The following is a 21,729-nucleotide window of genomic DNA, read 5'->3' as shown; positions in this document are numbered from 1 at the left end:
TCATGAAGAGCAGCAGCCCCCTGCCGAGGATGAGCCGACGCGGACGCGTCACGATCGGTGTCCTGGTCGGGGTGTTCGTGCTCTTCACCCTGCTCGGCTGGGGTGTCCAGGCGTGGACGGACTGGCTGTGGTTCGACGAGGTCCGCTACACCGGGGTCTTCACGGGGGTGCTGACGACCCGGCTGTTGCTCTTCTTCGCCGTCGGTCTCGGCATGGCGCTGATAGTCGGCGGCAACCTCTGGCTGGCCCAGCGGCTGCGCCCCCGGATGCGCCCGCACTCGCCGGAGCAGGCCACCCTGGAGCGTTACCGGATGCTGCTGGGCCCCCGGCTCGGCCTGTGGATCACGCTGGTCGCCGCCGTGGTCGGCCTCTTCGCCGGGCTGTCGGCGCAGAGCCGGTGGAACCAGTGGCTGCTCTTCCGCAACGGCGGGGACTTCGGCGTGAAGGACCCGGAGTTCGGCATCGACGTCGGCTTCTACGTCTTCCAGCTGCCGTTCCTGCGCTACCTGCTCGGCGTGGGCTTCACCGCGGTGGTGCTCTCCGTGATCGGCGCGCTCGCCGTGCACTACGTCTTCGGCGGCGTCCGCCTCCAGGGCGTCGGCGACCGGATGACCAACGCCGCCCGGGCCCACCTGAGCACGCTCGTCGCGGTCTTCGTCCTGCTCAAGGCGCTCGCGTACGTGCTGGACCGGCGCGCGATGCTGCTGGAGTACGGCAACGGCCCCGTCTACGGCGCCGGCTACGCCGACGTCAACGCGCTGCTGCCGGCCAAGGAGATCCTCGCCTACATCTCCATCGTCGTGGCGATCGCGATCATCGTCTTCTCCAACGCCTGGATGCGGAACCTGGTCTGGCCGGGCATCTCGCTCGCCCTGCTGGGCGTCTCCGCCGTCGCCATCGGCGGCGTCTACCCCTGGGCGGTGCAGACCTTCGAGGTCAAGCCCAGCGCGAAGGAGAAGGAGGCGCCGTACATCGAGCGGAGCATCAAGGCCACCCGCTCGGCGTTCGGCCTGGAGACGGCCACCACCACGCCGTACGCGGCGAGCAACCTGAGGCCGCCGGCGACCCTCGCCACGGACACCTCCGTGGTGCCGAACATCCGGCTGCTCGACCCGCAACTGGTCTCCGAGACGTACACCCAGCGCCAGCAGGTCCGGCAGTTCTACGACTTCGGCGAGAAGCTGGACGTCGACCGCTACGGGGTCAACGGCAAGGTGCAGGACTACGTGGTCGGCCTGCGCGAGGTCAACTACCGGCAGTTGACCCCCCAGCAGAACACCTGGATCAACCGGCACACCGTCTACACCCACGGCTACGGGCTGGTGGCGGCGCCCGGCAACCGGGTGGTCTGCGGCGGCCAGCCCTTCTTCGTCTCCGGCTTCCTCGGCGACCCCCAGGAGCAGCAGAAGGAGCCGGGCCAGCAGACGGGCGAGCAGTGTGCCTCGCAGACCGAGCAGATCGCGGCCAAGCAGCCCCGCGTCTACTACGGCGAGCGGATGGACGCCAGCGACTACGCGATCGTCGGCCAGAGCGATCCGGCGCGGAAGGCGGAGTTCGACCGCCCGGTCGGCGAGGGCGGCGAGTCCTACACCTACACGGGTGAGGGCGGCGTCGAGATCGGCTCGTTCACCCGGCGGCTGCTCTACGCGATCAAGGAGCAGGAGTCGAACTTCCTGCTCTCCGACGCGGTCAACGACAACTCGAAGCTGCTCTACGTGCGTAACCCCCGCGACCGGGTGGAGAAGGTCGCCCCGTTCCTCACCCTCGACGGCGACCCGTACCCGGCGGTGGTGGACGGCCGGATCCAGTGGATCATCGACGGCTACACCACGGCGGCGACCTACCCGTACGCCGAGCGCGTCAACCTCCAGGAGCAGACGGCCGACGAGCTGACCGGGCGGGGCACCTTCCAGCTCGCCCGGGAGAACGTCAACTACATCCGCAACTCCGTGAAGGCCACCGTCGACGCGTACGACGGCACGGTCCGGCTCTACGAGTTCGACGAGACCGACCCGGTGCTCAAGGCGTGGAACAAGGCGTTCGGCGGTGACCTGGTGCAGCCGAAGTCGGAGATCCCGGCCGAACTGGCCGAGCACTTCCGCTACCCGGCCGACCTGTTCAAGGTGCAGCGCAACCTGCTGACCCGGTTCCACGTGACCGATCCCGGCGCCTTCTACTCGGAGACGGACTTCTGGCAGGTGCCGAACGTGCCGGACGCCCCCGACACCGGCCAGAAGCAGCCGCCCTACTACCTCTACACGCAGTTCCCCGGCCAGGAGTCGGCGCGCTTCCAGCTCACCTCGGCGGTCACCCCGAACGGCCGGGAGAACCTCGCCGCGCTGATCTCCGGGTCGTACGTGGACGGGCAACCGCGGCTGGAGGTGCTCGACCTGCCCGACCAGACCCGGGTTTCCGGCCCGGTGCAGGTGCACCAGTCGATGACCAACAACGCGAACATCCGGCAGCAGCTCAACCTGCTCCAGTCCCAGCAGGCCCAGGTGCAGTACGGCAACCTGCTCTCCCTGCCGTTCGGCGACGGCATGCTGTACATCGAGCCGGTCTACGTGAAGACCGCCGCGCAGAACGCGCCGCCGCTGTTGCAGCGGGTGCTGATGTCCTACGGCGACGGCGGCTCCTACGTGGTGCTGGCCAACAACGTGACCGACGGCATCAAGCAGCTCGTCGAGCAGGGCAAGCAGGCCGGCGCCCCGGGCACCCCACCGCCGGCCGGCGGCACCCCGCCCCCGGCCGGAGGCACGCCGCCGGGTGGGACCGCACCCCCGCTGACCGGCGAGCTGGCCGAGGCGGCGAACCGCGTCCAGACCGCCATCGCGGAGGTCCGGGCCGCGCAGACCTCGGGCGACTTCGAGCGGTACGGGCGCGCGTTGAAGGCGCTGGACGAGGCGCTCACCGCCTTCCAGCGGGCCCAGCAGGCCGCCACCGCCCCGGCGTCCCCGACGCCCGGCGCCAGCGCTCCGGCGTCCCCGACGCCCAGCGCTCCGGCGTCCCCGGCACCCGGCGGCAGCGCCTCACCCACCCCGGGCGGCTGACCCGCACGACCCTCGCAGCGCCCCCGGCCGACGGACCGATCCGGTCCCGACTCCGGGGGCGCTGTCGCGTTCGCGACCACCGGCCCGCTACCGCAACCCGCCGCCCCACGACTCCGTGAAGGAGGCGTACGCCCGGGCCTGGCGGCGCAGGCACCGTCGAGTCGTGGTTGTCGTGGGGTGTCCCCGGGGGTCGTTTTGCGGCGACGGGGGTCGGTGGGATACGGTATACGAACCGACGCGGGGTGGAGCAGCTCGGTAGCTCGCTGGGCTCATAACCCAGAGGTCGCAGGTTCAAATCCTGTCCCCGCTACCACGTCGGAACGGCCCCGGACTTCAGTCCGGGGCCGTTCCGCATTTCCGGGCCACCCGCTACCCGACGATCACGCGGCTCTGGCTCTGCCTCCCGCCGGCTCTGGCCGCCGCCCGCCGCCCGCCGCCGGCTGCCTGGCCGCTGCCCGCCTACGGGAAGACGGTGGCCTTGCCGAGCCAGGCCACCCCGTGCAGGCGCCGCTTGCCGCTCCACCCCTGCCGCCGCCCGTTGGCTGGACCGGCGATCGTGCATTGCGTCAGGGCGAGCGGAGCGACTGACGCCACACGATCCGTCGGCGGACATCGGGCGGGGGCGACAACACGGCGGCGAGAACCGCGACCGGTCGCGCAGGAACGCGGACAGCCACCACTGGCGACGAACGCCCGCCCGAGCGACCGAACAGGCGGGCGTGCAGCGGCGTGATAAGGACGCCATGGACCTTGAACAGCCCGGGTAACGTCCATGGCGTCCTGATCACCGGGCAGAGACGTGCCATTGCCGCCACTGCGGTCGGGTGCCCGCCTTCCGCGTCCCGCTGGCCACCGGCGCGCGGCGTGGGTCGGGCTGGGGCGACGGGTGCCTCGTGCCGACCTCCGATGCCGGTTTGCGCTGGTCAAGGCACGGTCTACCGCAGGATCGGGGGTCCGCTGATCATCGCCCGTCGGGTGCGCTAGAGTTAACGAGCCGACGCGGGGTGGAGCAGCTCGGTAGCTCGCTGGGCTCATAACCCAGAGGTCGCAGGTTCAAATCCTGTCCCCGCTACCACGTCGAAGAGGCCCGGAGATTGTCTCCGGGCCTCTTCGCATCTCGCCCCCCGGCGTCGACGTGTCGCATCGGTCGATGACGCGCTTCGTTACCCCGGAGTGCAACGCACGCCGACGTGCGGGCGGCCGGCGGGAGTGGCGGGCCCGGGACATCCGACTCCGTGCTCCAGGTACTCGCGGTGCTGGGGCGCGGCCGACCAACGGAACGGTGCCGGGCGTGCCTGGGCGCGGCGCGTGTTCCTCGTTGACCGACGTGCCGAGGTTGCGGTTGTCGGCGAAGATGTGGGCATGTCTTCTTTCGGTAAGTGGTGGGGCCGGTTGACCGCCGTTTTCGGTGCGGTCGTGTTGTCGGTGTTCGTGCCCGTCGCGGCCTGGGCGTCCACCGGCACGGGTGAGCTCGTGGTGGAGGCCGCGCGGCGGCGGCGCGGTGGCGGCTTCGGCTTCATCGGCCTGCTCTGCTGCCTGGTCGTGGTGGCCGGCGTCGTCTTCCTCCTGATGCGCATGATGCGCAACCGTCGAGGCGGCCCGCCGCGCTGAGGCGGCCCGTCGGCGCACGGGTGTTCCGGCAGGGCGGCGGCGTCCTGCCCTGCCCTGCCTCGGCCCAGGCAGGACGTTCGACCCGGCATGCCCGCCAGGGGCGGCCTCGCGGTGACCGGTTCTATCCGGCCAGCGTCGCGTCCGCCTGGGCCATGAAGCGGGCCGTAGCCGCCCGGGGGCCGGTCCTGCCGCCGCGGATGCTCTCGGCGGCCTCCAGCAGCAGCGCCCGCACCCGGGGGTGGCCCTGCGGCGGTGGGCTGGGCGCCGGTCCCAGCCGGGCGGCCAGCGCGGTGCCGAGGGCCGCCGCGCGCCGCTGCGCCGGCTCGGTGATGCTGCCCTCGACGTAGCTGCGTACGGCGAGGCTGGGGCTGAGCCCGCGCTCGTGACCGAGGACGCTCCCCGCCTCGCCGTTGCCGGTCAGGAAGTTGATCACGTCCGCGACCAGGTCGGGGTGCCGGGTGCCGCGGAAGGCCGCCCAGTACATCGACGCCCGGTGCCACTGCGCCTCCGGGGGACCCGGCATGGCGGCCAGGCCCAGCTCGGCGTCGGTGAGGCGTTGGAGTTCCGGCAGCTGGTGCGACCAGGCGAACGAGGCGGCCGTCGCGCCGGTGACCACGAGCTGCTGGACGGGTTCGCCGCCGTCGGCCTGCTCCACGAGGGCGGCGCTCGGGGTGGCCCGGCTGGATCGGGCGCGTCGCCACAGGTCGAACCATTCGACCAGCGCGTCGGCGTCGAAGCCGAGCTGTCGACCGCGGTAGAACTCGCCGCCCTGCCCGCGCAGCCAGAGCCAGAGCGCCCGGTAGTCGCCGGACGGGTCCATCGTGCCGGCCACCCGGCCGTCGCTCGCCCGGGTGACCCGTCGCGCCCAGGCGACGTACTCCGCCCAGGACATTCCCGTGCTCGGCTCGGGCAGCCGCAGCCGGCGCAGCAGCGTGCGGTCGTAGACCACGGCGGCGGCGGTCTGTGCCGCGGCGACGCCGACCGTACGGCCGTCGACCTGCCCGTACCGGACCAGGCCCTGGGGCAGGGTGCGCAGGTCCAGGCGGTGGTCGGCGACGTAGCCGCTGAGGTCCAGGACGATCTCGCGGCGGGCGTACTCGGTGAGCATGCTGTCGTCGAGCTGGATCAGGTCGGGCACGTTGCCGCCCGCGGCCTGGGTGGCCAGCCGGTCGTAGTAGCCGCCGGCGCCCTGCCAGGTGATCCGGAAACCGACGCGGGGATTGCGGTCGGTGTAGAGCCGCAGCACCCGCTCGGTGAGTTCGGCCCGTTTGGCCCCGCCGTACCAGAAGACCGACAGCTCGACCGGCCCGGTCTCCACCGGGGCCGTCCGGCCCTCGGTGCACCCGGTGAGCCCGCCGGTCGCGAGCACCGGCGCACCCAGCATCGCGGCGAGCACCCGACGCCGGCCCGGATCCGCTTCGGCGCGGGGCAGCGGGGATCGGGCAGCGGGCACGAAGAACTCCTGGCGGACCGGTGGGGCGGGCGGCCGGATCATTCACGCAGGCGCGCGCGAGGGTGTCAACGTACGACCGGCCACACCACCACACCCCAGGCGTACGCATCGATGCCCGCAGCCACCGGCGGAGGCCGTGGCCGGCCCGCATGGTGTACTAGGGCGCGTGGAACTTCTGCACTCGGGCAAGGTGAGGGATGTCTACGCCGACGGCGAGGACCTGATCCTGGTCGCCTCCGACCGCATCTCGATCTACGACGTGGTGCTGCCGACGCCGATCCCCGACAAGGGCAAGCTGCTCACCGCGCTCTCGCTGTGGTGGTTCGAGCAGCTCGCCGACCTGGTGCCGAACCACGTCATCTCCGCCACCGACGTGCCGGCGGAGTTCGCCGGCCGGGCGATCCGCTGCCGGCGGCTGGAGATGGTCGCGGTGGAGTGCGTCGCCCGGGGCTACCTGACCGGCGGCGGCCTGAAGGAGTACCAGCGCACGGGCGCGGTCTCCGGCGTCGAGCTGCCGCGCGGGCTGGTGGAGGCGTCCATCCTGCCCGAGCCGATCTTCACCCCGTCGACCAAGGCGCCGGTGGGCGAGCACGACGAGCCGATCACCTTCGCCGAGGTGGTGGACAAGGTCGGCGCCGAGACCGCCGAGCGGCTGCGCCGGATCACGCTCGACGTCTACCGCCGGGGGGCCGAGCTGGCCGCCGACCGGGGCATCCTGGTCGCCGACACCAAGATCGAGCTGGGCTGGGCGCCGGACGGCACGCTGACCGTCGGCGACGAGCTGCTCACCTCCGACTCGTCCCGGTTCTGGCCGGCGGAGTCGTACCAGCCGGGCCGGGCGCAGTTCTCCTACGACAAGCAGTACGTGCGGGACTGGGCGGTCGAGAGCGGCTGGGACCGGCAGGGCCCGGCGCCGGAGGTGCCGGCCGAGGTGGTCGAGGCGACCCGGGCCCGCTACGTCGACGTCTACGAGAAGCTCACCGGCAACCGCTGGGCCTGACTCCGGCCCCCTGCGGCGTCAGTCCACCCAGCCGAGGGTGCGCTGGACGGCCTTGCGCCAGTTGCGCAGCTCCCGCTCCCGGTGCGCCGGTTCCATCGTCGACTCCCACTGCGCGTCGGAGCGCCACTGGCCGCGCAGCGTCGCCAGGTCCGGCCAGAAGCCGACCGCGAGGCCGGCCGCGTACGCCGCGCCGAGGCAGGTGGTCTCGGTGATCCGGGACCGGACCACCGGCACGTCGAGCACGTCGGCGAGGAACTGCATCAGCAGCCCGTTGGCGGTCATCCCGCCGTCGACCCGGAGCCGGCGCAGCGCCACGTCGGAGTCGGCGTTCATCGCGTCGACCACCTCGCGGGTCTGCCAGGCGGAGGCCTCCAGCGCCGCCCGGGCCAGGTGGCCCTTGGTGATGTAGCCGGTCAGCCCGGCGATGATCCCGCGCGCGTCGCTGCGCCAGTGCGGGGCGAACAGCCCGGAGAAGGCCGGCACGACGTAGCAGCCGCCGTTGTCGTCGACGGTGCGGGCCAGCTCCTCCACCTCGGGCGCGGTGGAGATCAGCCCGAGGTTGTCGCGCAGCCACTGCACCAGCGAGCCGGTGACCGCGATCGCCCCCTCCAGCGCGTACGCGGCGGGCTGGCCCTGGATGCGGTAGGCGACCGTGGTGAGCAGTCCGTGGGTGGAGGGGACCGGGCTGGCGCCGGTGTTGAGCAGCAGGAAACTGCCGGTGCCGTAGGTGCACTTGGCCTCGCCCGGCTGGAAGCAGGTCTGCCCGAACAGGGCAGCCTGCTGATCGCCGAGCGCGCTGGCGACCGGCACCCCGGCCAGGACGCCGGTTGCCTCCCCGTAGACCTCGGCGGAGCTGCGGATCTCCGGCAGCATCGCGGCCGGCACCCCCATCGCGTCGAGCAGCTCCGGGTCCCAGTCGAGGGTGCTCAGGTCCATCAGTAGGGTGCGGCTGGCGTTCGTCACGTCGGTGACGTGCCGACCGGTGAGCTTCCAGATCAGCCAGCTGTCCATCGTGCCGAAGAGAACCTCGCCGGCCTCGGCGCGCCCGCGCAGCCCGTCGACGTGATCCAGCAGCCAGCGCAGCTTCGGCCCGGCGAAGTAGGTGGCCAGCGGCAGGCCGGTGCGGGAGCGGAACCGCTCCTCGCCGTACGCCTGGTCGAGCTCGCGCAGCAGCGGCGCGGTGCGGGTGTCCTGCCAGACGACGGCGTTGGCCACCGGCCGCCCGGTGGCCCGGTCCCAGACGAGCGTGGTCTCCCGCTGGTTGGTGATGCCCACGGCGGCGAGCCCGGCGGCGTCGGTGCCGGCGGCGTGCAGCGCCTCCCGGACCACCCGCTGGACGTTGTCCCAGATCTCCTCGGCGTCGTGCTCCACCCAGCCCGGCCGGGGGAAGATCTGCCGGTGCTCCCGCTGGGCGACGGAGACGATCTCCCCGGCCCGGTCGAAGACGATGCACCGCGAGGAGGTGGTGCCCTGGTCGATGGCGGCGACGTACTGGGGGGTCACGGCAGCACCGTACCCGGCCCGACCGATCTTCGCCGGCCGGCGGCGGGCCCCGGCGGGGAACGGGTCCCGCGCACGTCCGTACGATGTGCGGACGTGCGTGACATCGCCGTCTTCAGTGGTACCGCCCACCCCGAACTCGCCGCCGAGATCTGCGCCCACCTCGACGTGCCGCTGCACCCGGTGCGGGTCTCCCGGTTCGCCAACGACTGCCTGGAAGTGCAGTTGCAGGCCAACTGCCGGGAGCGGGACGTCTTCCTGATCCAGCCGTTGGTGCCGCCCGTGCAGGAGAACCTGGTCGAGCTGCTGCTCATGATCGACGCGGCCCGGGGCGCCTCGGCCGGCCGGATCACCGTGGTGCTGCCGCACTACGCGTACGCGCGCTCCGACAAGAAGGACGCGCCGCGCATCTCGATCGGCGGGCGGCTCGTCGCCGACCTGCTCACCTCGGCGGGCGCGGACCGGGTGCTGGCGATGACCCTGCACTCGCCCCAGGTGCACGGCTTCTTCAGCGTGCCGGTCGACCACCTGCACGCGCTGCGTGAGCTGGCCGACCACTTCACCCGCTACGACCTGAGCAACACGGTGGTGGTCTCGCCGGACCTCGGCAACGCCAAGGAGGCGGCGGCGTTCGCCCGGCGGCTCGGCACCCCGGTGGCCGCCGGGGCGAAGCAGCGGTTCAGCGACGACCGGGTCAAGATCAGTTCGGTGATCGGCGACGTGACCGACCGGGACGTGATCGTGCTGGACGACGAGATCGCCAAGGGCAGCACGGTGATCGAGCTGATGGAGCACCTGCGCGAGCTGAGGGTCCGCTCGATCCGGCTGGCCTGCACCCACGGCCTCTTCTCCAGCGGCGCGTTGCAGCGGCTGAGCGAGCAGGAGGGTGTGCTGGAGATCGTCTGCACCAACACGGTGCCGATCCCCGCCGACAAGCGGGTGCCGAAGCTGGAGATCCTGTCCGTGGCGCCGGCCCTGGCCGAGGCGATGCGCCGGATCCACAACGGCGAATCGGTGAGCGCCCTCTTCGCCTGACCCGCCCGGGATGCAGGCCCCGCCGGTGTCAGTCGCGGCGGTGGCGGCCGGTGTGCTGGGGGGCCGCGACGGCGGTGCTGATGCGGACCGTCGTGCCGCGCGTGCCGGTCTCCACGTCCATGCTGTCGCTCAGCTCCCGGGCCAGCCAGAGGCCCCACCCGCCAGCGGTGTCGGCGGCGGGACGGCTCCGGTCGCCCAGCCGTTGCGTGCTGATTCCCTGCCCGTGGTCGGAGACCTCGCAGAACAGCTGGTCCGACTGCCGCCACAGCCGCAGCCAGCCCTGGCCGCCGCCGTGCCGGACCGCGTTGGTGATCAATTCGTTGACCGCCAGCACGAAGTCGTCGAGCCGCTGCCCGCCGAGGCCGGCCGCGTGCGCGCAGGAGGTGACCGAGTGGCGCAGCTCGGTCACCTGGGCCTGGTCGAAGGCCTCGGCGATGAGAAGGGAAGGTTCGATGGGCACAACCGTACGCTGTGCTCCGGGTTCCGCATTCGTCATGGCCCCGTCCCGGCAGCGGATCGTGGATGTTTCGCGGCATTTCCACCGTACGTCAGGGTTCCTCCGGGCGCACCCGACGGCCCACGGGACCGTCCTGACGGCTGTGGCATCGTGACGGGCGTGTCGACGCCGCCCGGTGGTTTCGAGGTCCCGCTCTGGCGGGCCATCGCCGTGTTCCGGGTGGCCTCCCTGGCGTACGTCTGCGTGGTGGCGCTCCGGGACGCCGACCGGTACGCCCACCCGTTCGCGGCCGGCGGTCTGGTCCTGCTGATGGCGGCCTGGACCGGCGTGACCGCCGTCGGCTACGCCCACCCGGCCCGCCGGGGCTGGCCGCTGCTCCTGGCGGACCTGGGGGTCGTCGTCGGCATCATGCTGGCCACCCCGTGGGTGATCGGGCGGACGGCGCTCGCCGCCGGCGTGCCCAGCCTCACCGTGGCCTGGCTGGCCGGTCCGGTGCTGGCCTGGGCGGTCTCCGGCGGCCGGCGCCGGGGCACGGTCGCCGCGCTGGCGCTCGGCGCGGTGGACCTCGCCACCCGCGAACGGATCGGCCAGTCGTCGCTCACCGGGACGATCCTGCTGCTGCTCGCCGGCGTGGTGGTGGGACACGTCGCCCGGCTGGCGGTGACCGCCGAGGAGCGGTTGCACCGGGCGGTGGAGCTGGAGGCCGCCACCCGGGAGCGGGAGCGGCTGGCCCGGGACATCCACGACGGCGTGCTCCAGGTGTTGGCGCTGGTGCAGCGGCGCGGCGCCCACCTGGACGGCGAGGCAGGGGAGCTGGCCCGGCTCGCCGGGGAACAGGAGGCCGCGCTGCGCGCCCTGATCGGCGGCGCCACGCCGGTCGCGCCCACCGCCCACGGCGGGCCGGTGGACCTGCGGGGGCTGCTCGGCCGGTACGCCTCGGCGGCGGTCTCGCTGTCCGCGCCGGCCACCCCGGTGCCCCTGCCCGGGCGGGTCGCCCACGAACTGGCCGCTGCGACCGCCGCCGCCCTCGACAACGTGGCCCGGCACACCGACGGGCGGGCCTGGGTGCTCGTCGAGGACGAGGGGACGACGGTGACCGTGTCGATCCGCGACGAGGGGCCGGGGTTTCCGGACGGCCGGCTGGAGGAGGCCGCCGCCGAGGGCCGGCTCGGCGTCGCCCGGTCGATCCGGGGCCGCCTCGCCGACCTGGGCGGCACGGTGCGGATCACCTCCGCGCCGGGCGCCGGCACCGAGCTGGAACTGACCGTTCCGAGGGAGGGACAACCGTGACAGGCGTACGGGTGATGGTGGTCGACGACCACCCGATGTGGCGGGAGGGGGTGGCCCGGGACCTCACCGAGGCCGGCCACGTCGTCGTCGCCGCCAGCGGGGAGGGTCGGCAGGCGCTGCGGGTGGCCGCCGCCGCCCGGCCGGACGTGGTGATCCTCGACCTGCAACTGCCGGACGTCTCGGGGGTGGAGGTGGTCCGCGGGCTGCGCGCCGTGCTGCCGGAGGTGCGCGTGCTGATGCTCTCGGCCAGCGGTGAGCAGCAGAGCGTGCTCGACGCGGTGAAGGCGGGCGCCACCGGCTACCTGGTCAAGTCGGCCGCCCCGGCGGAGTTCCTGGAGGCGGTGCGCCGCACGGCGGCGGGGGAGCCGGTCTTCACGCCCGGCCTGGCCGGGCTGGTCCTCGGCGAGTACCGCCGGCTCGCGGCCGACCCGGACGGCGCCGGACAGGCCGCCGGACGCGACGCCCGGGGTGCCGGCGCGGCGCCCCGGCTCACCGACCGGGAGACCGAGGTGCTGCGCCTGGTCGCCAAGGGCATGTCCTACAAGCAGATCGCCGAGCGGCTCGGGCTGGCCCACCGCACGGTGCAGAACCACGTGCAGAACACGCTCGGCAAGCTCCAACTGCACAACCGGGTCGAGCTGACCCGGTACGCGATCGAACGGGGCCTCGACGAGTGAGGGCCGCCGGGGAACCGCCCCCGAAGGGTTCCCCGACGGCCCCCGGGCCGGTTCAGACCGAGTGCGGCGGACGCGTCTCGTGGATGGCCAGCTCCTCGGCGCTCGCGCCGCCGCCGGCCGAACCGGCGTCGTACGCCACCGAGTCGGTCTCCTGGTCGGTGTGCGCCCCCTCGTCCGGTTCGACGAGCCGGCCGACCTGGCCGTCGCTGACACTGCCCAGCTTGCCGTGGTCGTAGAGGGACACCGGCGAGTCCGGGTCGGAGGTGGGGCCGGGATCCATGACGTCCGCGTCGAGCTGGGCCTGCGCCGCCGCCTCCTCGCTGTCGGCCTCGGCGGCGATGTCCGGGTCGACGGGGCCGGCGAGCGGGTCGTCGGCCGGGCGCTCGTGCTGCTCCCGGTCGAGCTTGTAGTCCAGCGACTCGCCGTCGAGCTGCTCCTCGGCGGTGTTCCCGTACCGGTCCACCGCCACCGGCGTCCGGTCGCCCGGCAGCTGGGCGGGCTCCGGACCGTCCGCCTCGCGCCCGGTCAGGACGTCGTCGTTGGCGGTCGAGTCGTCGTCGGCGGTGTCGGGCAGGCCCTCCGCCTCGGGGTCGGACACGGGGGTCGGGTACTCGTCGTCGCGCATGGCTGATCACTACCCACTGCCCTCCCGGCATAACCGGTGCCGCCCGTGGCCATCCGGGCGGAAGGGGCACGTCGGGGGACGCCGGGGCAGGAATCGGGGCGGCGGTCAGCCGGGGTGGGCGGTGCTCTCGTCGTCGGCGTGCAGCACGCACCAGACGACCTTGCCGTCCGGCACCCGGCTGCTGCCCCAGCTGCGGGTGACGGTGTCGATCAGCAGCAGGCCGCGCCCGCCCGCGGTGTCCAGCGGCGCCTGCCCGGTGAACGCCGGCTGGCGCGGCGAGTGGTCGCGTACCGCCAGGTGCAGCGCGCTGCCCCGGGGTGCCAGGCGGACCGTCATCGGAGTGTGCGCGTGGGCGACCACGTTGTTCACCATCTCGGTGACCGCGATGCCGGCCGGCTCGATCAGCTCGGGCAGGCCCCAGCGCCCGCAGCCCTCCGTCACGAGCTGCCGGGCCTCCCGGGCCGCCCCGACGGTAGGGGGAAGGTCGGTCTCGACCACCGTGGCCAGCGGCGCGGCGGCGAGCCCGGCCAGCGCCCCGGCCAGGGTCGGCCAGGCGGGCACCCCCTCGACGGCGCCGGTCGGATCGCAGAGCAGCAGGTCGGCGGCGGGCCAGTCGCGTACCTCCCGGCACACCTCCGCGAAGACGTCCCGGGCGGCCGGGTCGGCCACCCGCAGGGCGGTGAGGTCGGCGAGGACCGGGCCGGGTCGGCAACAGAACTGGGCGAGCAGGCCGTCGCGCACCACGTCGACGCCGGACCGGTCGAGCGTCCCGGTCAGCCGGAGCACGCCGGACGCCGCGTCCGCCTCCACCCGGCAGCCCGCGTCGGTGGACATGATCGGCTCCGTCCCGCCCTGCGGGCCGGGCAGCGCACCGTGCACCGTCCGCCCGGACCGCGCACCCGACCGCTCGGCCCCCGGCATCAGCGCCTCGTTCCCGCGCGGCGGGTCATCGCGGCCACCGTCCCGACGGCCGTCCCCGCCGCGGCCAGCCCGAAGGCGGCGGTCATCCGCACCAGGTGCCGCCGCCGGCCGTGCCAGCCGCCCTCGCGCCGCGCCGCCGCGTCGGCGTGGAAGACGTTGCCGGTGCTCTCCGGCCGTGGGGCGGGCCCGAACTGGGTGCGGTGCGCGTACCAGCCGAGGACCCGCTCGGCGACCGCCGGGGCGAGCCGCCACTGGAGGCCGATCAGCCGGGCGGCGCCGCCGGCGTACGCCTCGCGCCTCGGGCGGCGCAGCAGCCGGACGATCGTCTCGGCCACCACCTCCGGCGGGTAGACCGGGGGCGGCGGCACCAGCTCCCGCCCGCTGTGGTTGGCGGCGTGCCGGAAGAACGGGGTGTCGATGGTGGCCGGCAGCACCGTGCAGATGGAGATGTTGCCCCGCCCGGTGACCCGCATCTCCTGGCGGACCGTGTCGGCCAGCCCGCGGATGCCGTGCTTCGTGGCGTTGTACGCCGACTGGTAGGGCATCGCCACCTCGGCCAGCACGGAGGCGTTGTTGACCAGCACCCCGCCACCCGCCGCGCTCAGGTGGGGCAGGGCGGCCCTGGTGCCGTACGCGGCGCCCAGCAGGTTGACCTCCAGCACCCGGCGGAACTCCGCCACGGGGATCTCGTCGAAGAGCCCGACCGCGCCGACCGCGGCGTTGTTGATCCAGCCGTCGATCCGGCCGAACTCGGCGACCGCGCGGGCGGCGAGTCGCTCGACGGCCGCCGGGTCGGTCACGTCGGTCGGCACCGCCAGCGCCCGCCCGCCCAGCTCCCGGCACCGCACGGCGACCTCCTCCAGCGCCGCTTCGCTGCGGGCGGCCAGCACCACGGCGGTGCCCCGCCGGGCGAGGGCGTACGCGGTGGCCGTGCCGATGCCGCTGGAGGCGCCGGTGAGCACGACGGTGGCGTCGGCGAGGTTGCGGGTGAGTGGCATTCCTCGCCCGTACCCTCGTCGGCGGGGGTCATGCGGCCGGCGCCGGTCGGATACTCGCGGCCCCCGATCGGGGTGTCGCCCGCCCCGCAACAGTTGCCGTCGCGCAAGCACCCGCCGGGCTCTTCCCGATCTGCCAGGTTTCGGCTCCCGGGGGTTCGGTTAATGGGACCCTCTGACCGAGGACCACCGCTTGAGAAGATCGCATGGAGGTGACCCATGCGCGTCGGCCTCGTCTGCGCGCACGCCGGCCCGTCCAGGGGCACCGACGGCCTGACCGTCGGCACCCACCAGCACATCGCCCGGGTCGCCGCCGAACTCGCCGCGCGGGGCCACGACGTCCGGGTGTACGAACGCCGCGACGACCCAGCCCTGCCGGAGACGGCGACGGTCGACGGCTACCGGGTGGAGCGGGTGCCGATCGGCCCGGCCGCCCCGCTGCCCACCGCCGAGTTGGTGCCGCACGTGTCCGCGTTCGGCGCCTGGCTGGCCGAGAGGTGGACGGGCGACTGGCGTCCCGAGGTCGTGCACGGGCACTACTGGGTCGGCGGGCTGGCCGCCGCGCACGCGGTCCGCGAGACGGACGTCCCGGTGGTGCAGACGTTCCACTCCCTCGGCGTCGAGCAGCTGCGCCACCTCGGCCGGCAGTACGACGGGCCGGGGGAGCGGATCCCGCTGGAGCGGGCGCTGACCCGGGCGGTGGACATCGCGGTCGCCCAGTGCAACGACGAGGTCGACGAGCTGACCCGGATGGGGCTGCAACGCGCCTCCGTGGCGATGGTGCCGGCGGGCGTCGACACCGCGCAGTTCCACCCCGACGGCGAGGCCGCGCCCCGCGACCAGCGGGCCCGGATCCTCTCCGTCGGCGGGCTCTCGGCCGGGCACGGTCAGGAGGACCTGATCCGGGCCATGCGACTGGTCGGCGACGCCGAGCTGGTGATCGCCGGCGGCCCGCCCGCCGAGCAGCTCGCCAACCATGCCGAGGCCCGGCGGCTGCGCGAGCTGGCCGAGCGCAGCGGGGTGGCCGACCAGGTGAAGCTGGTGGGCGCGGTGCCGCACGAGCAGATGGCCACCTGGTACCGCTCGGCGGACGTGGTCGCCTGCACCCCGCACTACTCGTCCGCCGGCCGGGTGTCGCTGGAGGCGATGGCCTGCGGGGTGCCGGTGGTCGGCTACTCCATGGGCGGGATCGCCGACGCCGTGGTCGACGAGGTCACCGGCCGGCTGGTGCCGCCGGGCGACGTCCGCGCGCTGGGCGTGACGCTGCGCCGGCTGCTCGCCGACAACGCCGGGCGGTTCGCGTACGGGCACGCCGCCGTCGACCGGGTGCGGTGCAGCTACACCTGGGAGCGGACGGCGGGCGCGCTGGAGCGCCTCTACGAGCGGGTGGTGAGCCGCCGCAAGCCGGTCGAGGCCGCCTGAGCGGGGCTAGCGGTCCGAGGCGGCCTGACCGGGGCCGGCTCAGAGCGGGCGACCGGGCGCTCCGACGCCCACCATGCGCCGGTCCCGTTCCCCGGCGACCGCGTGGTGGTGCTGGGGTTCGGCGTACCGGGTGAGGCCGATGACCGCCGCGAGGGTGACCAGGAACCCGACCGCGGCGAGCCACTCCCGCCCGGGCCAGATCTTGTCGTTGAGCAGGAGCAGGCCGACGATCGCGGCGGGCACCGCCCCGGCGGCGTCCATCGCCGCCACGGCGGCCGTGGTCGAGCCGCGTTGCATGGCCAGGCCGAGCAGCAGCTGGCCGACGACCGAGTGGACGATCAGCAGGTAGAGCAGCGGATCCTGGACGAACGCCTCCGGCGTCGGGGCGGAGGCGAGGGGCCGGGCGGCCACCGCGGCGGCGGAGAACGCCAGCCCGGCCAGCGCGCCGAGCGCCACCGAGCCGGGCGCCCCGTGCAGGCGTACGGCGAAGAAGCCGACCACGGCGATCACGCCGAGCGCCACCGCCAGGGCGATCAGGCCGGCGGTGCCGAGCGGCTTGGCCGGCGCGGGCTCGGCGGAGAGCACCAGCGCGGTGATGCCGGCGAACAGCAGCACCAGCAGGGCCACCTCGGCGGCCGGCAGCCGCCACTTCAGCACCAGCACGCCGAGCAGGGCGGTGACCCCGAGCCCGGCGGCGACGCTGGACTGGACGAGGAACAGCGGCAGGTCCCGGCGGGCGAGCAGGGCCAGCACGAACCCGGCGACCTGGCAGCCGAGCCCGACCAGGTAGGTGCGGTGCCCCGCCAGCCGCAGCAGCAGCCCCGGGTCGAAGGAGTGGTGCACGGTGGTGCGCGCGGCGGCCACCGACTGGAGCAGGTTGGCGACGCCGTACGCGACGATCATGGCCGCGAGGAAGCACCAACCGGAGGAAACCACTTGGCGAGGATAGAGGCTGCCGGGGGTCAGTGCTCGGTTGGCCGACCCAGCCGGGCGAGGATGTCGGCGTGCAGCGCGCCGTTGCTGGCCACGGCGCTGCTCTCGGTGCCGACGTCGCCGGAGGGGGCGGGCCGGCCGGCCAGGTCGGTGAACGTCCCGCCCGCCTCGGCGACGATCGGCACGAGCGCGGCGACGTCCCACAGCGACAGCTCCGGCTCCACCATCACGTCCAGCGCGCCCTCGGCCAGCAGCATGTAGCCATAGAAGTCGCCGTACGCCCGGCTGCGCCACGTGTCCCGCATGAGCTGGAGCATCGCGTCCAGCCGCCCGACGGACTCCCACCCCGTCAGCGACGAGTAGCAGAAGCTCGCGTCCGCGAGGTCCCGTACCGCGGAAACCCGGATCGGTGTGCCGCCGGCGGCGTCCGGCCCCGCGTACGCGCCCTCGCCGAGCGCGCCCCACCAGCGGCGGCCGAGCGCCGGCGCGGAGACCAGTCCGGCGACCGGGCGGTCGCCCTCCAACAGCGCGATCAGGGTGGCCCACACGGGCACGCCCCGGATGAAGTTCTTCGTGCCGTCGATCGGGTCGACCACCCACCGGCGACCGTCCGGGCCGCTGGCGGGCTCCTCGCCGTACTCCTCGCCCAGCAGGCCGTCGGCCGGCCGGTGCACGGCCAGCAGTGCCCGGATCTCCCGCTCCACCGCGGTGTCCGCGTCGGAGACCGGGGTCAGGTCGGGTTTCGCCTGGACCCGCAGGTCGAGCGCGCGGAACCGGGCCGTGGAGACGGCGTCGGCGGCGTCGGCGAGCAGGTGGGCGAGGGCGAGGTCGTCGGCGTACCCGGGCATGCCCAAACGGTAGCGGCGACCGGCTCAGGACCCGGCGAGCGGGTCGCCGTGTCCGCCTTTCGCGTGCGACTGCGGGGCTCGCAAGCTCACTCCTCGCGCACGCCCGGGTTCCGCTGGTCGGGCTCGCGCGCGTCGCCCTCCCCGGACCGGGAGGCCAGCAGCCGGCGGTACGAGGCCAGCCGGCGCGCGTCGGCCTTGCCGGCGGTGACCCAGGCGTCCAGCCCGCAGGCGGTCTCGTCCGGCGTGTGCGGGCAGTTGGCGGGGCAGTCGACGGTGCCCTCGACCAGGTCGGGGAAGCCGTGCAGCAGGCTGTCGGCGGAGACGTGCGCGAGCCCGAAGCTGCGTACCCCGGGAGTGTCGACGATCCAGCCGGCCGGGGCGTCCTCGCCGTGCGCCGGGTCCCGGGGCAGTCGCAGCGCCACCGCGCTCGTGGAGGTGTGCCGGCCCCGGCCGATCGCGCTGACCGTGCCGACCGCCCGGGCGGCGTCCGGCACGAGGCGGTTGACCAGCGTCGACTTGCCCACCCCGGAGTGCCCGACCATGACCGAGATCCGCCCGGCGAGCAGGTCGCGCAGCGCGTCGAGGTCGGAGTCCGGGCGGATCAGCACGTACGGCAGCTCCAGCTCGGCGTAGTAGTCGAGCACCGCCTCGGGGCCGGCCAGGTCGGCCTTGGTGAGGCAGAGCAGCGGCTCGATGCCGGCGTCGTACGCGGCCACCAGGCACCGGTCGATGAAGCCGGTGCGCGGCGGCGGGTCGGCCAGCGCGCTCACGATGACCAACTGGTCGGCGTTGGCGACGACCACCCGTTCCAGCCGTCCCTCGGCGGTGGTCTCGTCGTCGTCGGCGGTGCGCCGCAGCACCGACGTCCGTTCGGCGATCCGGACGATCCGGGCCAGCGCCCCGGCCGCGCCGGAGGTGTCCCCGACCAGGCCGACGCGGTCGCCGACCACCACCGACTTGCGCCCCAGCTCCCGGGCCCGCATCGCCGTGACCAGGGGCGCGTCCGGCCCGGCGTCGGGCGGCACGCACGTGTAGCGGCCCCGGTCGACGGCGATCACGAAGCCGTCCACCGCGTCGGAGTGCCGGGGTCGGGTGCGGGTACGCGGGCGCGACGACCTGCCGGGCCGCACCCGGACGTCGTCCTCGTCGTACTCCCGTCGTCTGGTCGCCAGGACCCGCCCCCCGTCGTGTCAGCTCTTGCCGGTCACCAACGCCGACCATAGTGCCGGAAACTCGGGCATGGTCTTCGAGGTGCACGCCACGTCGCTCAGCTCGATGCCGGGGACGGCCAGGCCGGCCACGGCGGCGGCGTGCGCCATCCGGTGGTCGTGGTAGGTCTCGAACACCCCGCCGTGCAGCGGCCGGGGCCGGATCTCGAGCCCGTCGGGGGACTCGGTGATGTCGGCGCCGAGCGCGGCGAACTCCCGCGCCAGCGCGGTCAGCCGGTCGGTCTCGTGGCCGCGGATGTGGCCGACGCCGGTGAACACCGACGGCGAGTCGGCGAGCATGGCCAGCGCGGTGAGCGCCGGGGTCAGCTCGCTGACGTCGGAGAGGTCGGCTTCGAGGCCGTGCACCGCGCCGGTGCCCCGGACCGTCAGCCCGTCGGTGGAGAGGGTCACCTCGCCACCCATCCGCTGGAGCAGCGAGCGGAGCTGCTCGACGGGCTGGGCGCTGCTGCGCGGCCAGCCCTGGAGGGTCACCTCGCCGCCGGTCACCAGGGCGGCGGCGAAGAACGGCACGGCACCCGACAGGTCCGGCTCGATCTCCCAGCCGCGCCCCGTCAGCGGGCCCGGCTCGACCACCCACACGTCGGGGGTGCCGTCGTCGACCGCCGCGCCGGCGGCCCGGAGCATCTGCACCGTCATCCGCAGGTGCGGCGCGGAGGGCACCGGCGGGCCCACGTGCCGGACCACCACGCCCCGGTCGAAGCGCGGCGCGGCCAGCAGCAGCCCGGAGACCAGCTGGCTGGAGGCGGAGGCGTCGATCACCACCTCGCCGCCGGCCACCCGCCCGGTGCCGAGCACGGTCAGCGGCAGGCTGCCGGTGGCGGGGGCGTCCACGCGGGCGCCGAGGGAGCGCAGCGCCCCGATCAGCGGGCCGAGGGGCCGGGTGCGCGCCTGCGGGTCGCCGTCGAAGGTGATCCGCCCGTCGGCCAGGCCCGCCACGGGCGGGACGAAGCGCATCACGGTGCCGGCCAGGCCGACGTCGACGTGTGCGGGGCCGACCAGCGGGTGGGGGCGGACCAGCCAGCGCTCGTCGTCGCTGATCGACATGTGCGCGCCCATCGCGCGCAGCCCCGCGGCCATCAGCTCGGTGTCCCGCGCGCGCAGCGGCCCGGCCAGGGTCGACGGTCCGCCGGCCAGCGCGCTCAGCACCAGGGCGCGCGCGGTCATCGACTTGGACCCGGGCAGGCGCAGCGTCGCCGCGACCGGGTCGGAGGCGGTCGGAGCGGTCCACGGCTGCGGCGGCCGGGTCGCGATCAGGTTCCCCACGGTTACATTCTGCCGCGTCCGACGGCGGGTGGCGCCGGCCGGCACGCGTCCTCCCGGTCAGCGGGACAGCCGGGCGGCGCGCGGCGGGTTAGCGTGTGCGGCATGTGCGGGAGGTACGCGACGACCCGGAGCGCGGGCGACCTGAGCGCGCTGTTCGAGTCCCAGGACGAGACCGGCGGCGGGGTCGGCCCCGACCACAACGTCGCGCCCACCGACCCGGTGCCGCTGGTGCGGGTCAGCCCGGAGGGCCACCGCGCGCTGTCGGTCGGCCGCTGGGGCCTGGTCCCGTCCTGGTCGAGGTCGCCCGCCGGCGCCGCCCGCATGATCAACGCCCGCGCCGAGACGGTCGCCACCAGCCGGGCGTACGCCGGGGCCTTCGCCCGCCGCCGCTGCCTCGTCCCGGCCGACGGCTGGTACGAGTGGGTCCGCGCGGCCGACGGACGCAAGCAGCCCTACTACATGACCCCTTCGGACGGCTCGGTGCTCGCCTTCGCCGGCATCTGGTCGGTCTGGGACGGCTCCGACGGCCCGCTGCTGACGTTCAGCGTGCTCACCACCGCCGCGCTGGGCGAGTTGGCCGAGGTGCACGACCGGATGCCGCTGCTGCTGCCCCGCGACCGCTGGGGGGCGTGGCTGGCGTCGACCGACGAGCCGGCGGGCCTGCTCGCACCGCCCGCGCCCGACTGGCTCGCGACGCTGGAGATCCGCCCGGTGGGCACGGCGGTGGGCGACGTGCGTAACGACGGGCCGCAGTTGACCGAGAGGGTGCCGCTCGCCCGGGCCGCCGCGCCAGAGGAAATGACGCTCTTCTGACAGTCCGACACATTGTCGGGCATGATTTGCCAGAGTTGCGGGCGAAACGTCGCCCCGACGTTCACCCATATTCGCCGTGAAGTCTTGTCCCGGTGTCCGGAAGTGCGATACAACACAGCGCCGGTAGTGGGCGCGACTCGCACGGGGCGGACGACGCACACCGATCTTGCCGGTCCCACGGGGGAGGTGGGTGGATGACACGGGCACGTATGCCCCGGCCGCACGAGGTGGCCACCGCACGACGGGATCCGCGGCTGTTGCGGGCGTTGCGGGAGCGGCGACAGGACGAGGCGTGGCGCACCAGGGGAACCTGCCAGAACGTCGACCCGGAAACGTTCTTTCCGGCGCCGAACGAGCCGGCCGACGCCGCCGTCGCGCTCTGCCGCAGCTGTGACGTGCAGGGATCCTGCCTGGCCTGGGCGCTGGACGTGGGTGACTGCCACGGCGTCTGGGGCGGCACCACACCGCGCGAACGGCGGGCGATGCTGGTCGCCTGGCGCGAGGAGGTGCAACCGGATCCGGACGCCGCCCGCGAGGCGGGTCCGCCGGTCCGGGACCGGCTGCTCACCCTGGTGCCGCTGAGCTGACCGTCGACTGAACCGGTCGC

The 21,729-nt window shown here is 74.2% G+C and carries 18 protein-coding genes, 2 tRNA genes and 1 pseudogene; 11 read left to right on the top strand and 10 right to left on the bottom strand.

The window, feature by feature from the left end; translation table 11 throughout:
• Positions 1–2 precede the first annotated feature (2 nt).
• From ACN27A_RS16670 to ACN27A_RS16655, 4 genes are all read left to right on the top strand, one after another.
• Positions 3–3,050 carry a UPF0182 family protein gene (locus tag ACN27A_RS16670; RefSeq protein WP_421454427.1) on the top strand — a complete coding sequence of 1,016 codons (3,048 nt, stop codon included), beginning with the start codon at positions 3–5 and terminating at the stop codon, positions 3,048–3,050.
• A 236-nt stretch (positions 3,051–3,286) separates the two neighbouring features.
• Positions 3,287–3,363: transfer RNA gene (locus ACN27A_RS16665), tRNA-Met, on the top strand.
• A 685-nt stretch (positions 3,364–4,048) separates the two neighbouring features.
• Positions 4,049–4,125 (top strand) — tRNA-Met (locus ACN27A_RS16660).
• Positions 4,126–4,412: 287 nt separating this feature from the next.
• Positions 4,413–4,661, top strand: coding sequence for a hypothetical protein (locus ACN27A_RS16655; RefSeq protein ID WP_421458500.1), 249 nt, complete (start codon positions 4,413–4,415; stop codon positions 4,659–4,661).
• 121 nt (positions 4,662–4,782) lie between these two features.
• Here ACN27A_RS16655 and ACN27A_RS16650 read toward each other — a convergent pair whose 3' ends face one another.
• Entirely contained in the window at positions 4,783–6,114 is a 1,332-nt protein-coding gene (locus ACN27A_RS16650; RefSeq protein WP_421454424.1) for an ABC transporter substrate-binding protein, read from the bottom strand.
• A gap of 166 nt (positions 6,115–6,280) precedes the next feature.
• Between ACN27A_RS16650 and ACN27A_RS16645 the strand changes: the two genes are divergently transcribed.
• Complete coding sequence (locus tag ACN27A_RS16645; protein WP_421454421.1) at positions 6,281–7,114, top strand: phosphoribosylaminoimidazolesuccinocarboxamide synthase; 834 nt, start codon at positions 6,281–6,283, stop codon at positions 7,112–7,114.
• An 18-nt stretch (positions 7,115–7,132) separates the two neighbouring features.
• Here ACN27A_RS16645 and glpK read toward each other — a convergent pair whose 3' ends face one another.
• Positions 7,133–8,617, bottom strand: a complete 1,485-nt coding sequence (gene glpK, locus ACN27A_RS16640; RefSeq protein WP_421454418.1) for a glycerol kinase GlpK — start codon at positions 8,615–8,617, stop codon at positions 7,133–7,135.
• A gap of 93 nt (positions 8,618–8,710) precedes the next feature.
• On the opposite strand from glpK, the gene ACN27A_RS16635 reads away from it, so the two are divergent.
• Complete coding sequence (locus tag ACN27A_RS16635; protein ID WP_421454415.1) at positions 8,711–9,649, top strand: ribose-phosphate diphosphokinase; 939 nt, start codon at positions 8,711–8,713, stop codon at positions 9,647–9,649.
• Positions 9,650–9,677: 28 nt separating this feature from the next.
• Here the strand turns inward: ACN27A_RS16635 and ACN27A_RS16630 are convergent, their stop codons facing one another.
• Entirely contained in the window at positions 9,678–10,145 is a 468-nt protein-coding gene (locus tag ACN27A_RS16630; RefSeq protein WP_421454413.1) for an ATP-binding protein, read from the bottom strand.
• Positions 10,146–10,265: 120 nt separating this feature from the next.
• Here ACN27A_RS16630 and macS point away from each other — a divergent pair, with 120 nt between their 5' ends.
• Positions 10,266–11,396, top strand: a complete 1,131-nt coding sequence (gene macS, locus ACN27A_RS16625) for a MacS family sensor histidine kinase (protein ID WP_421454410.1) — start codon at positions 10,266–10,268, stop codon at positions 11,394–11,396.
• Positions 11,397–11,410: 14 nt separating this feature from the next.
• Positions 11,411–12,073: a response regulator gene (locus ACN27A_RS16620; RefSeq protein WP_421458499.1), complete on the top strand. Its 663-nt coding sequence runs from the start codon at positions 11,411–11,413 to the stop codon at positions 12,071–12,073.
• Between the two features lie 52 nt (positions 12,074–12,125).
• Here ACN27A_RS16620 and ACN27A_RS16615 read toward each other — a convergent pair whose 3' ends face one another.
• The 3 genes from ACN27A_RS16615 to ACN27A_RS16605 form a co-directional block, all read right to left on the bottom strand.
• Positions 12,126–12,698, bottom strand: a complete 573-nt coding sequence (locus tag ACN27A_RS16615) for a DUF5709 domain-containing protein (protein ID WP_421454407.1) — start codon at positions 12,696–12,698, stop codon at positions 12,126–12,128.
• A gap of 105 nt (positions 12,699–12,803) precedes the next feature.
• Positions 12,804–13,532 (bottom strand): ATP-binding protein, encoded by a 729-nt coding sequence (locus ACN27A_RS16610; RefSeq protein ID WP_421454405.1) that lies wholly within the window; start codon positions 13,530–13,532, stop codon positions 12,804–12,806.
• 86 nt (positions 13,533–13,618) lie between these two features.
• Positions 13,619–14,617 (bottom strand): SDR family oxidoreductase, encoded by a 999-nt coding sequence (locus ACN27A_RS16605; RefSeq protein WP_421454402.1) that lies wholly within the window; start codon positions 14,615–14,617, stop codon positions 13,619–13,621.
• A gap of 216 nt (positions 14,618–14,833) precedes the next feature.
• Here ACN27A_RS16605 and ACN27A_RS16600 point away from each other — a divergent pair, with 216 nt between their 5' ends.
• Entirely contained in the window at positions 14,834–16,036 is a 1,203-nt protein-coding gene (locus tag ACN27A_RS16600; protein WP_421454399.1) for a glycosyltransferase, read from the top strand.
• On the opposite strand, the pseudogene ACN27A_RS16595 reads toward ACN27A_RS16600, so the two are convergent.
• The 4 genes and pseudogenes from ACN27A_RS16595 to aroA form a co-directional block, all read right to left on the bottom strand.
• Positions 15,991–16,939 (bottom strand): annotated as a pseudogene (locus ACN27A_RS16595) (hypothetical protein). The gene ACN27A_RS16600 and the pseudogene ACN27A_RS16595 sit on opposite strands and share 46 nt — an antisense overlap.
• A gap of 59 nt (positions 16,940–16,998) precedes the next feature.
• On the bottom strand, positions 16,999–17,817 hold the full coding sequence (hisN, locus tag ACN27A_RS16590) for a histidinol-phosphatase (RefSeq protein ID WP_421454397.1): 819 nt from the start codon (positions 17,815–17,817) through the stop codon (positions 16,999–17,001).
• A gap of 86 nt (positions 17,818–17,903) precedes the next feature.
• Positions 17,904–18,842: a ribosome small subunit-dependent GTPase A gene (gene rsgA, locus ACN27A_RS16585; protein WP_421458498.1), complete on the bottom strand. Its 939-nt coding sequence runs from the start codon at positions 18,840–18,842 to the stop codon at positions 17,904–17,906.
• A 165-nt stretch (positions 18,843–19,007) separates the two neighbouring features.
• Entirely contained in the window at positions 19,008–20,309 is a 1,302-nt protein-coding gene (gene aroA, locus ACN27A_RS16580) for a 3-phosphoshikimate 1-carboxyvinyltransferase (protein ID WP_421454394.1), read from the bottom strand.
• Positions 20,310–20,411: 102 nt separating this feature from the next.
• Here aroA and ACN27A_RS16575 point away from each other — a divergent pair, with 102 nt between their 5' ends.
• Positions 20,412–21,122, top strand: a complete 711-nt coding sequence (locus tag ACN27A_RS16575; RefSeq protein ID WP_421454391.1) for an SOS response-associated peptidase — start codon at positions 20,412–20,414, stop codon at positions 21,120–21,122.
• Positions 21,123–21,316: 194 nt separating this feature from the next.
• Positions 21,317–21,709, top strand: a complete 393-nt coding sequence (locus ACN27A_RS16570; protein WP_132231096.1) for a WhiB family transcriptional regulator — start codon at positions 21,317–21,319, stop codon at positions 21,707–21,709.
• Positions 21,710–21,729: the final 20 nt, after the last annotated feature.

The organism is Micromonospora sp. WMMD737 (assembly GCF_049179055.1).
Classification (GTDB): domain Bacteria; phylum Actinomycetota; class Actinomycetes; order Mycobacteriales; family Micromonosporaceae; genus Micromonospora; species Micromonospora reichwaldensis.
Note: the sequence above shows the minus strand (reverse complement) of the source record. Positions and strands in the feature narration are given on the sequence as shown.

Excerpts from the sequence above, each read along its gene's own strand:
- ACN27A_RS16670 (WP_421454427.1), top strand. The coding sequence starts at position 3 with ATGAAGAGCAGCAGCCCCCTGCCGAGGATGAGCCGACGCGGACGCGTC.
- ACN27A_RS16620 (WP_421458499.1), top strand. The coding sequence starts at position 11,411 with ATGGTGGTCGACGACCACCCGATGTGGCGGGAGGGGGTGGCCCGGGAC.
- ACN27A_RS16600 (WP_421454399.1), top strand. The coding sequence starts at position 14,834 with ATGCGCGTCGGCCTCGTCTGCGCGCACGCCGGCCCGTCCAGGGGCACC.
- ACN27A_RS16610 (WP_421454405.1), bottom strand. The coding sequence starts at position 13,532 with ATGTCCACCGACGCGGGCTGCCGGGTGGAGGCGGACGCGGCGTCCGGC.
- ACN27A_RS16615 (WP_421454407.1), bottom strand. The coding sequence starts at position 12,698 with ATGCGCGACGACGAGTACCCGACCCCCGTGTCCGACCCCGAGGCGGAG.
- ACN27A_RS16605 (WP_421454402.1), bottom strand. The coding sequence starts at position 14,617 with ATGCCACTCACCCGCAACCTCGCCGACGCCACCGTCGTGCTCACCGGC.
- hisN (WP_421454397.1), bottom strand. The coding sequence starts at position 17,817 with ATGCCCGGGTACGCCGACGACCTCGCCCTCGCCCACCTGCTCGCCGAC.
- ACN27A_RS16655 (WP_421458500.1), top strand. The coding sequence starts at position 4,413 with ATGTCTTCTTTCGGTAAGTGGTGGGGCCGGTTGACCGCCGTTTTCGGT.
- ACN27A_RS16630 (WP_421454413.1), bottom strand. The coding sequence starts at position 10,145 with ATGACGAATGCGGAACCCGGAGCACAGCGTACGGTTGTGCCCATCGAA.
- ACN27A_RS16570 (WP_132231096.1), top strand. The coding sequence starts at position 21,317 with ATGACACGGGCACGTATGCCCCGGCCGCACGAGGTGGCCACCGCACGA.
- ACN27A_RS16575 (WP_421454391.1), top strand. The coding sequence starts at position 20,412 with ATGTGCGGGAGGTACGCGACGACCCGGAGCGCGGGCGACCTGAGCGCG.